Genomic DNA, 1,923 nt, shown 5'->3' with positions numbered 1-1,923 from the left:
GGTTCTTCTTCAATTTAGTTGAAAAAGACATGTTCCATCACCATCTTAATTCTTAGCAACTCTAATCCTGCCCTTCCATACATAGTTCGCTTCACTGCCTTTAGTTTGTTAACAAAGCCCTCGGTAATCCCATTGGTAATGTTATACTTGATTGTATTTTTGACGGCTTTATAATCTTTCCTTATTCCCAGTATAAATGTTTTAAGCGTTTGTATCTCTGTATTCCAATATTTTTTCATCCATCTTATTAGATCATATGTTTCTGTGCCTGTAATAATACAATAAAAGGATTTGGCTGCTTCATGCATTTGTCTAAACCAATCGAATTGATACAATGTCTCAATCAGTTCTTCTTCCGACTTATTCATATTTCCTTGATAGATTGATTTGGCAGTGATAGTAGATATCCGCTTGAGAGGTAATATCCTTGACCTTTCGTCGGTCTGTTTCACTCTTCGGTTGGGTTTGAAATATTTGGATCTAAATCCCCTGTGTCCATCACTCAAGTATCTGTAGTGGGCATAGAATGGGGCCAGACTTCCTTTGAAGCCCATGTTGCAAATCTGGGCATAAAGGGTACTCAGGGGTGTTCCATTTACAACCCCGTCTTCAATGTGCTTGTCATACAAATGGTAATCGGTCCTGGCTTTGCTGTTTCGCGGAGCAAGTTCTTGCATTCTGCAGAATTTGACTGCAGTCGGGCGGGCTATTCCTAACTTTTTAGAAATGGCAAAGGGGTTGAATCCCTTGAGCTGCAGTTCTTTCACCTCTTTAAACTTTGTCATGCGGGAGTCTGCTTTCGCTTTCTTTGGAGGTATATGGATCATGGCAGTCTGTTTTGGCTGTAAAAGGCAATCGTCCATGGATTCTTTCTCCCTGATTTTATTGCAGTATGCTGCATAATGCCCGCTTAGGAGCTTGTCCATACATTCGTGTATGTTTTTAATAAGATGGAATTTGTCTGCAACCTCCACAACATGCCGTCCGGTAGACGCAATGGCCGAACTATAACCGGTAGCCCTGTCTCTGCTGACGACATTTACACATGGGTGTTCTTCCATCCATTCGAGGAAACTTTTCGCTTCACGGTCACCCAACAAATCAACCGGATACTTATTTAATAAATCGATAACGATGCTGCCATATGACACGCCTTTGCGCCAAGCCCAATCGTCAACTCCAACTTGTTCAATCTCTTTGTTATCAGGAGGGCAGAGCTGATGTAGGCAACGCAGTATTGTTGATGAACTTAGATCTACGCCACAATACGAAAGTAGTTTACTGATGGTTCGGGAAGACATCATAAGACCATTACGAATGACAGTTAACTCTAATCGGCGTGTACGCCTGCGGTAGCGGAAGACTTCATTGCCGGGTTGTTCGGCAAATGTCTTTTGGGGGCAATCTGCATTTTTGCAGAAGAACTTGCGCGATTCCAAGATCAAAACAACCTTCTTGCCAAGTATGGACAAATCATTTATTGTTCTAGTGTATCGACTATGAACATGATGACTTTCACCCCCACAATAAGGGCATACCGCACTCCGCTTTGAACCTTTGGCATATAGAACTATCGTATTACCTTCATACCCTACATCTTCAATGGAAAGGTCGGATGATTCGTAAATAAAAGAAAAACTATTGTTTTTATGGAATAGGGTTGAACACAAGCCATTGTTTAATGAGGTTTTTATCGTAACTTTGTTACCGTTAGGTTTATCGGGCATTCCTTGATTCTTTGTGTTTGGCGATATAAAGATAACAAAAATGCCGGAAAACCTAACTCTTTTAGGAGATCAGTTATTATCAGTGAACAGAGCATTAAACTGATAAAAGAATGAGCGTTGATGATTTTGAATCCCATAGAGCCTACTTTGCAAAAGTGACTTATCAAACACGGTTCAACTAAATTGAAGAAGAACC

Annotated in this window: 1 protein-coding gene; it reads right to left on the bottom strand. The window is 40.7% G+C overall.

Translation table 11 applies throughout. The annotated features are described in order from the left end of the window. Nucleotides 1-14 precede the first annotated feature (14 nt). On the bottom strand, nucleotides 15-1,727 hold the full coding sequence (locus HCG69_RS20570; RefSeq protein ID WP_221651565.1) for an ISL3 family transposase: 1,713 nt from the start codon (nucleotides 1,725-1,727) through the stop codon (nucleotides 15-17). Between the last annotated feature and the right edge of the window lie 196 nt (nucleotides 1,728-1,923).

Source organism: Bacteroides sp. K03 (assembly GCF_019734355.1).
Lineage (GTDB): Bacteria > Bacteroidota > Bacteroidia > Bacteroidales > Bacteroidaceae > Bacteroides > Bacteroides nordii.
This window is presented reverse-complemented; position numbering and strand designations above follow the sequence as displayed.

What these genes read in the sequence shown, in the direction of transcription:
- HCG69_RS20570 (WP_221651565.1), bottom strand. Translation starts at nt 1,727, where the DNA reads ATGCCCGATAAACCTAACGGTAACAAAGTTACGATAAAAACCTCATTA.